Here is a 1,384-nt window from a genome sequence, read left to right on the forward strand (position 1 = left end):
GGGTGTGTCCAGCCAACGGTGTAACTCAGGTTGATTTGTATTACCGGCGGCCGATGGAGAGTCGGCCGTCGAAGGTGATCTCGAAGGCGTTCAGTGCGGCCTTCCAGCGGGTTGTCCAGCGCTTGCGGCCGGCCCCGGTGGGGTCGAGCGCCATGATGGCCATGTAGACGCACTTCAACGCGGCCTGCTCGTTGGGGAAGTGGCCGCGGGCGCGGACAGCCTTGCGGATACGGGCGTTGACGCTCTCGATCGCGTTGGTGGTGCAGACGACCCGGCGGATCTCGGTGTCGAACTGGAGGAAGGGGACGAACTCGGCCCAGGCGTCCGACCACATCTTCACGATCGCCGGGTACTTGTCGCCCCAGGACTCCTGGAACTCCAGGAACCGGTCCTCGGCCGCCTTCGCCGTGGGAGCGGTGTAGACCGGCTTGAGCGCCTTGGAGATCTTGTCCCAGTCCTGTCGGGCCGCGTAACGGAAGCTCGCGCGCATCAAGTGAACGACGCAGGTCTGCGTGATGGCCTGCGGCCAGACCGTCCCGATCGCGTCGGGCAGCCCCTTGAGGCCGTCGCAGACGACCATGCACACGTCCGAGACGCCGCGGTTCTTGATCTCGGTGAGGACTTGGAGCCAGTACTTGGCGCCCTCGCCTCCGTCGCCGGCCCACAGGCCGAGGATCTCGCGGGTGCCCTCGACGGTGACCGCGAGCGCGACGTAGATCGGGCGGTTCGCCACCTGACCGTCGCGGATCTTCACGTGCACGCAGTCGATGAAGATCACCGGGTAGACCGGGTCGAGGGGCCGGTTCTGCCACTCGGCCATCCCGTCGATCACCTTGTCGGTGATGGTGGAGATGGTCTGCTTGGACACGCTCGCGCCGTAGACCTCGGCCAGATGGGCGGAGATCTCACCGTGTGTCAGGCCCCGGGCCGACAGGGACAGGACCATGTCGTCGACACCGGTCAGCCGGCGCTGGCGCTTGCGCACGATCTGCGGCTCGAAGCTGCCCTCCCGGTCACGAGGCACGTCGATCTCGACCGGTCCCACGTCGGTGACCACGGTCTTGGACCGGATGCCGTTGCGGGAGTTCCCGGAGCCGGCACCGGCCGGGTCGTGCTTCTCGTAGCCGAGGTGGTCGGTGATCTCGCCCTCCAGGGCGGCCTCCAGCACCCGCTTGGTCAGCTGCTGCAGGAGACCACCCTCGCCGGTCAGCTTGACGCCCCCGGCGCGGGCCTGGTCGACCAACTGCCCGATCAACTGCTCGTCCAGCACATCCGGCGCGAGCTCGACCGGCCGGACTTCCTCAACCGCCTCGGCAGAGACGATCACGTCGCTCATCAGGTGTTCTTCCTTGATCGGGAGTTACACCGAAGACCGTACAGACCC

At 66.8% G+C, this 1,384-nt stretch carries 1 protein-coding gene; it reads right to left on the reverse strand.

Annotation, left to right across the window (positions count from 1 at the left end; genetic code table 11):
- Positions 1 to 40 precede the first annotated feature (40 nt).
- Entirely contained in the window at positions 41 to 1,327 is a 1,287-nt protein-coding gene (locus tag ACFQ87_RS46455; RefSeq protein WP_380617087.1) for an IS256 family transposase, read from the reverse strand.
- Positions 1,328 to 1,384 lie beyond the last annotated feature (57 nt).

The organism is Kitasatospora sp. NPDC056531 (genome assembly GCF_042794375.1).
GTDB lineage: Bacteria > Actinomycetota > Actinomycetes > Streptomycetales > Streptomycetaceae > Kitasatospora.